General features: G+C 67.3%; 7 protein-coding genes. All 7 read left to right on the plus strand.

Features of this window, described 5'->3' with window-relative positions; all coding sequences use genetic code 11:
• Nucleotides 1-205: 205 nt before the first annotated feature.
• Entirely contained in the window at nucleotides 206-943 is a 738-nt protein-coding gene (locus tag WB508_RS02325; RefSeq protein ID WP_423843264.1) for a LuxR C-terminal-related transcriptional regulator, read from the plus strand.
• A 62-nt stretch (nucleotides 944-1,005) separates the two neighbouring features.
• Nucleotides 1,006-2,262, plus strand: coding sequence for a phosphoribosylamine--glycine ligase (gene purD / locus WB508_RS02330; RefSeq protein WP_423843265.1), 1,257 nt, complete (start codon nucleotides 1,006-1,008; stop codon nucleotides 2,260-2,262).
• A complete protein-coding gene (gene purB / locus WB508_RS02335) occupies nucleotides 2,259-3,680 on the plus strand; it encodes an adenylosuccinate lyase (RefSeq protein WP_423843266.1) in 1,422 nt (473 codons plus the stop codon). The genes purD and purB overlap by 4 nt, the downstream gene beginning before the upstream one ends.
• A 55-nt stretch (nucleotides 3,681-3,735) precedes the next feature.
• Nucleotides 3,736-4,623 carry a phosphoribosylaminoimidazolesuccinocarboxamide synthase gene (locus WB508_RS02340; RefSeq protein ID WP_423843267.1) on the plus strand — a complete coding sequence of 296 codons (888 nt, stop codon included), beginning with the start codon at nucleotides 3,736-3,738 and terminating at the stop codon, nucleotides 4,621-4,623.
• A gap of 72 nt (nucleotides 4,624-4,695) precedes the next feature.
• Entirely contained in the window at nucleotides 4,696-5,142 is a 447-nt protein-coding gene (locus WB508_RS02345) for a YybH family protein (RefSeq protein WP_423843268.1), read from the plus strand.
• Nucleotides 5,139-6,128: a hypothetical protein gene (locus WB508_RS02350; protein WP_423843269.1), complete on the plus strand. Its 990-nt coding sequence runs from the start codon at nucleotides 5,139-5,141 to the stop codon at nucleotides 6,126-6,128. The genes WB508_RS02345 and WB508_RS02350 overlap by 4 nt, the downstream gene beginning before the upstream one ends.
• 83 nt (nucleotides 6,129-6,211) lie before the next feature.
• A partial coding sequence (locus WB508_RS02355) for an AMP-binding protein (RefSeq protein ID WP_423843270.1) occupies nucleotides 6,212-6,747 on the plus strand: 536 nt, incomplete at its 3' end.

The following is a 6,747-nucleotide window of genomic DNA, read 5'->3' on the forward strand; positions in this document are numbered from 1 at the left end:
GTGGATCAGCGAAGGCCGAGCGTTGACAGCTCGACACGGTCAGGCTGATCTCGACGTGCAGGCGGGTTACGACCTGGCCGATCTGTTGCTGGCGGTTGACGGGCTTCAGCGAGCGCGCGCGCAGGAAGGTGCCGCCCAGCTTGAGATGAACCCGCAGCATGAGGACTTGTGGTTTTTCACCGTAATGGGACGGGCGCGTCACCTGATGACATGGGGGCAGGCCAACGACGCGCTGGACTTGCTGGACGATGCACTTGCAACGCCTGGACCAGTCCTCGAGGGCGGAGTTTACGCAGGATTGTTACGAGCGGCCCGGGCCGACGCGCTGCTGGCGTTGGGGCGTGCGACTCACGCCCTGGCTGTTCTCGACGCACTGGGCGATCGAAGCGTTGGGCAGGTGCCCACTGCGCGGCTCAGGCTCCTCGCGGGAGATCCTTCCCATGCTCACGTGCTGGCCTCGAGGGGTCTGAACAGTTCGCTGTGGCGGCGGGACCGCACCCAGCTCTTGCTGATCGACGCAGCCGCCCGGACCGAGCTCGGAGACGACGAAGGCGCTGCGAGGTGTCTGAGCGAAGCACTGGGCCAGATCGAGGAAAACAACGACCGGCGATCTTTGGCGACGATCCCGCGCTCCGTGCTGCAGGCTCAGGCTCGGTCGCTGCCCCAGCTGAGGGTGTTCACAGCTGAGCTCGACGACCTTGGCGTTGAGCCCACCTATCCTGATTCGGTGGATCTGGTGGAGCTCAGCCCACGCGAACACGTCGTCCTGCAGTCGCTGTCCGCCGGCCGCACCCTCGCTGAGACCGCTGCGGGAGAGTTCGTCTCGGTCGATACGGTCAAGAGTCAGACGCGCTCCCTGTACGCGAAGCTGAAGGTGCACAACCGGCGCGACCTGATCCTCCAGGCGCACCGTCTTGGCCTGGCTGACGATCAGCCGCGGTGAATGGACTTGCCTGGGTTGACGGGCGAAATTTCTCTGGCGCGCGAGCGATAGACTCGTCCGCTGTGAAGACGCTTGTCATTGGCGCCGGCGGCCGCGAGCACGCCTTGGCCCTCTCTCTGTCGAGGGACCCCCACGTCACTGAGGTGCACGCCGCTCCCGGCAACCCGGGGATCGCGGCGTTCGCCTCCGTCCATGACGTGGACCCGATGGACGGCTCGGCCGTCGCCGATCTCGCGGCTGGTCTGGGTGTCGACCTGGTGGTCGTCGGGCCCGAGGCTCCGCTGGTCGCGGGAGTCGCCGATGCGGTGCGCGCCGCAGGCATTGCGTGTTTTGGTCCGACCGCCGCAGCCGCCCAGCTGGAGGGTTCGAAGGCTTTCGCCAAGCAGGTCATGGCCGCCGCCGAGGTGCCCACGGCCATGGCGCACGTGTGCGAGACGGCCGATGAGGTCATCGCCGCGCTCGATGCCTTCGGCCCGCCGTACGTCGTCAAGGACGATGCACTTGCAGCCGGCAAGGGTGTCGTCGTCACCGACGATCGTCAGGAGGCGATCGATCACGCAGCGCAGTGCGGCGCCGTGGTGATCGAGGAGTTCCTGGATGGTCCCGAAGTGTCGTTGTTCGCGATCACCGACGGCGAGACCGTGCTGCCGCTGCAGCCGGCCCAGGACTTCAAGCGCGCCTTCGACGGTGACGCAGGCCCCAACACCGGGGGGATGGGCGCATACACACCGCTGGCCTGGGCTCCCGATGACCTCGTCGCCGAGGTGTCGCGGCGTGTGCTGGTGCCGACCATTCAGGAGATGGCGCGCCGAGGCACTCCGTTTCAAGGACTGCTCTACGCCGGGCTCGCGCTCACACAGCGTGGCGTCAAGGTCATCGAGTTCAACGCCCGGTTCGGCGACCCGGAGACCCAAGCCCTCCTGGCCCTGCTGCGCACTCCGCTGTCGGCACTGCTGCACGGCGCTGCCACCGGTGAGCTGGGCGACGTGGGGCTACCGCACTGGGCGCCCGAGTCGGCCCTGACCGTCGTGCTGGCAGCCGCCAACTACCCCGGCACTCCGAGCAAGGGTGACGAGATCACGGGTGTCGACGCCGCGAACGCGCTCGACGGCGTGGACGTCATCCACGCCGGCACCGCCGTCGTCGACGGCCGTCTCGTCACGGCAGGCGGCCGGGTTCTCTCGATCACGGCGACGGGCGCCGATCTCGTGGAGGCGCGCGAACGCGCCTACGCCGGCGTCGCCTTGATCGAGTTCGACGGAGCCCAGCACAGGTCGGACATCGCGCAGACAGCAGCAGAGGGGACAATGGACACGTGACCACTCCGAACGTCCTCGCCGCCCGCTACGCCTCACCCGAGCTGGTGCGCATCTGGTCACCCGAGCACAAGATCGTCCTCGAACGGCGGCTGTGGATCGCCGTCATGAAGGCTCAGAAGGATCTCGGGGTCGAGACACCGGACGGTGTCGTCGAGGCCCATGAGGCTGTGGTCGAGCAGGTCGACCTGGCGTCCATCGCGGAGCGGGAGAAGGTCACCCGGCACGACGTCAAGGCGCGCATCGAGGAGTTCGCCGCGCTGGCAGGATCTGAGCACATTCACAAGGGCATGACCTCGCGCGATCTCACCGAGAACGTCGAACAGCTGCAGATCCAAGCCTCCCTTCAGGTGCTTCGGGATCGCGCCGTCGCGGCACTGGCTCGCCTCGGGCGGTTGTCCGCCGAGCATGCCGAGCTCGTCATGGCTGGCCGCAGCCACAACGTCGCCGCTCAGGCCACGACCCTGGGCAAGCGTTTCGCCACGGTGGCCGACGAGCTGATGTTCTCGCTCGGCCGGCTCGACGACCTCGTCGCCCGGTATCCGCTGCGCGGCATCAAGGGTCCGGTCGGCACCGCCCAGGACCAGCTCGACCTCCTTGGCAGCGACGAGGCGCGTCTGGCCGACCTCGAGCAGCGGGTGGCTGCCCACCTCGGCTTCGACACCGTGCTGACCAGCGTCGGCCAGGTCTACCCACGCTCACTGGACTACGACGTCGTCACGTCGCTGGTGCAGCTGGCCGCTGGCCCGTCCAACCTCGCGACCACGATGCGACTGATGGCCGGCAACGAGATCGTGACCGAAGGATTCAAGCCAGGTCAGGTCGGCTCCAGTGCCATGCCGCACAAGATGAACACTCGCTCGTGCGAGCGGGTCAACGGGCTCGCGGTGATCCTGCGCGGATATGCCGCGATGGTCGGCGAGCTGGCCGGCGATCAGTGGAACGAGGGCGACGTGTCGTGCTCGGTCGTCCGACGCGTCGCGTTGCCCGACGCGTTCTACGCTGCCGACGGATTGTTCGAGACCTTCTTGACCGTGCTCGACGAGTTTGGCGTCTTCCCCGCCGTCGTGCAGCGCGAGCTCGATCGTTACCTGCCGTTCCTGGCCACCACCAAGGTGCTCATGGCTGCCGTGCGCCGGGGAGTGGGCCGCGAGGCCGCCCACGAGGCAGTCAAGGAGCATGCGGTCGCGGTGGCTCTGGAGATGCGAGAGAACGGTGCCGCCGAGAACGACCTGTTCGCGCGTCTGGCGGCTGATGACCGGCTGGGGCTCACCGAGGCCGATCTCGCTGCGCTGGTCGCCGAACCCATCACCTTCACCGGCGCCGCAGTGAGTCAGGTCGGCACGGTGGTGGCTGCGATCGAAAAGATCACGTCCGAGAGCCCGGGCGCTGCCGCCTACACCCCCGGCTCGATCCTGTGATGCGCTGAGCGTGGGACTTCAACTGGGGGCTGCCGGCTCCCACTAGGCTGAGCGCGTGGCTCTCGACATTCCCGGCGCGACGCACGTGCACTCTGGCAAGGTCCGCGACCTCTACGAGTACGCGCCGGACTCGAGCGCTCTTGGCGCGGGCGACCACCTGCTCATGGTGGCGTCGGACCGTATCTCGGCCTACGACTTCTCGCTCGAGCCCGCGATTCCGGACAAGGGCGAGATCCTCACCCGGATGTCGCTGTGGTGGTTCGATCAGCTGATGGACGTCGTGCCCAATCACATCGTGTCGACCGACGTGCCTGACGTCGTGCGCGGCCGGGCGGTCGTGGTCGAGAAGCTGGACATGTTCCCGGTGGAGTGCGTGGCGCGGGGCTACCTCACCGGATCGGGCCTGATCGACTACCAGGCCACCGGCACGGTCTGTGGTGTCGCGTTGCCGCCAGGACTGGTCGAGTCGAGCCGGCTCGCGGTCCCGATCTTCACCCCCGCCACCAAGGCTGATCTGGGCGAGCACGACGAAAACGTGGACTTCGATCATGTGGTCAGCACCATCGGCATCGACGATGCGACGGCGCTACGCGATCTGACGCTGCAGGTCTACGGCCGCGCAGAAGCGATCGCCCGCGATCGCGGCATCATCCTGGCCGACACCAAGCTCGAGTTCGGCCGCGACAGCACCGGGCAGATCGTGCTCGGCGACGAGGTGCTGACGCCGGACTCCTCACGCTTCTGGCCGGCCGACTCCTACGCCGCAGGCCGCGTGCAGCCGTCCTTCGACAAGCAGTTCGTTCGCAACTGGCTGACCTCCGCCGAGAGCGGATGGGATCGCACCGGCGATGCGCCGCCACCGGAGCTGCCGAGCGAGATCGTCGAGCGGACCCGCGACCGCTACGTTCAGGCCTACGAGCAGCTCACTGGCCTTGCCTTCTAGGTGAGTTTTGATCGCCGCAACGTGGAGAAAACGGGACCTAACGGGCAGCGGGTGCAGGCATACTGTTGCCTGATGTCCAACCAACACCACGCACCCGCAGCGCACCTGGTCGCACCGACGGCCGTCGGTACGCACCCCTCCGTCGCAGCGTGGCTACAGGCCTTTGCAGCGGCGGTCCGTGACCGCAACTTCTCCGGCGCCCGCGGACTGTTCTGGGCCGACGCCGAGGGATTCGGGACCGTCGCCAACCGCTGGAACGGCATCGACCAGCTGGAGGCCGAGCAGTGGCAGGGGGTGTGGGGCCGCACCGCCGACTTCGACTTCGATCTCGACGCAGCACGCATCGTGTCCGCTGACGACCTGACCCTCGTCATCTCCACCTGGTCGTCTGATGGGGTCGGCTCGGATGGCACCATGCGGCGCCGTGTCGGCCGCGCCACGATCGGCCTCGTGGCTGTCGACGGCGATCTGCGGGCCGTGCACACCCACTTCTCGATGGTGCCGGGAACGCCTGCGTGATCCATTTCCATGCTGCTCGCAACTTCCTGTGGACCATGGAACGCTTCATCAAGCGGTGGGCGCCTCAGCTGAAGGGAGTCGTACACCCGGTCGCCTACGGCGACATCGACCTCGCGTCGCCGGTTCCGCCCGGCTTGCACCTGTTCACCGATTTCGAACGGCTCCTGCCGGCCGAACGAGTGCTCGCCGCCCGGCTACATCATCGGCTCGCCAATCAACCGGACTCCTACGCCACGCTCAACGACCCCGCCGCCTGGACCGGTCGCCTCGGGTTGCTGCGCGACCTGTCTGCAGCCGGTATCAACGATTTTCGGGCGTTTCCGTTCCACTCCGTCGAGCCCGACCTCAGGTTTCCGGCATTTTTGCGGTGGGCCCACGAGCACCGCGGCAGCCTCGGCGCACCGGTCAACTCCATGAACGAGCTGCACCAGCGGGTCGACCAGCGGGTCACGGGACGCCGGCAACGAAGAAGCTCAGATCTGTTGGTGGTCGAGCAGATGGACGTGCGGAGCGAGGATGGTCTGTTCCGCAAGTACTCCGCGATCAAGATCGGTGACCAGCTCGTGCCGCGCCATCTGCTCTTCAGCGAGAAGTGGGTGACCAAGATCCAACACCCCACCATCACCCCTGCGCTCGCGGAGGAGGAGCTCGAATTCCTCCACACGTTCCCTCACGAGGCGCTGGTGCGGCAGGTCTTCTCGATGGCCGGGCTGGACTACGGCCGGATCGACTACGGCTTCCGTGGAGGTCGCCTGCAGGTGTGGGAGATCAACACCAACCCGGTCATCGTTCCGCATCCGGGCAAGATGGCTCCCCAGCGCGTGCCTGGCCAGACCTGGTCGGCTGCAGCGATCACGGCGGCGTTCGAGGAGCTGGCGGCCAAGGCCCCGACGATGCCGGGGCGCCGACCGTTCGGCCTCGCCGAGCGGGCCGTGTGGCGGATGCAGTCGGCGGTGACCCGTCGTTACGACCAGAAGCGTCGATGAGAAGTGGATCGTCGCCGAGCTGAGCGTGTCGACTGCCAGGTGGTGGATAGAGTGAAGACCCGTCACAGACCTGAGGAGACATCGTGGGAAACCTGGCCGCACTGCTGGAGGACACGACCGCGAAGCACGGCGATCGCACGGCGATCGTGTTCGGGGACACGAAGCTGAGCTACGCCCAGGTCAACGGCGCGGCGAACCAGGTGGCCAACCTGCTGGTGTCGCGCGGCATCGCGCCAGGTGACAAGGTGGCGCTCAGCTGCCCGAACCTGCCGTACTTCTCGATCGTCTACTTCGGCATCCTCAAGGCCGGCGCCACCGTGGTCCCGCTCAACGTGCTGCTCAAGCCGCGCGAGGTGGCCTACCACCTGGCGGACTCCGAGGCCAAGGCGTACTTCGCCTTCGAGGGCTCGGCCGACCTGCCGATCGGTGACGCGGCGTGGGAGGGCTTCCAGGCCACGGACACGTGCGAGGAGTTCTTCCTGATCAAGCTCGACTCGGCCGCACCGGCCCCGATGGAGCCGCCGGAGTTCTACGCCCCGCTCGTGGCCGAGCAGCCGCCGACCTTCGACACCGTCGAGACCGACGACGACGACACCGCGGTCATCCTCTACACCTCCGG

It is taken from the genome of Aeromicrobium sp. (assembly GCF_049586495.1).
Taxonomy (GTDB): Bacteria; Actinomycetota; Actinomycetes; order Propionibacteriales; family Nocardioidaceae; genus Aeromicrobium.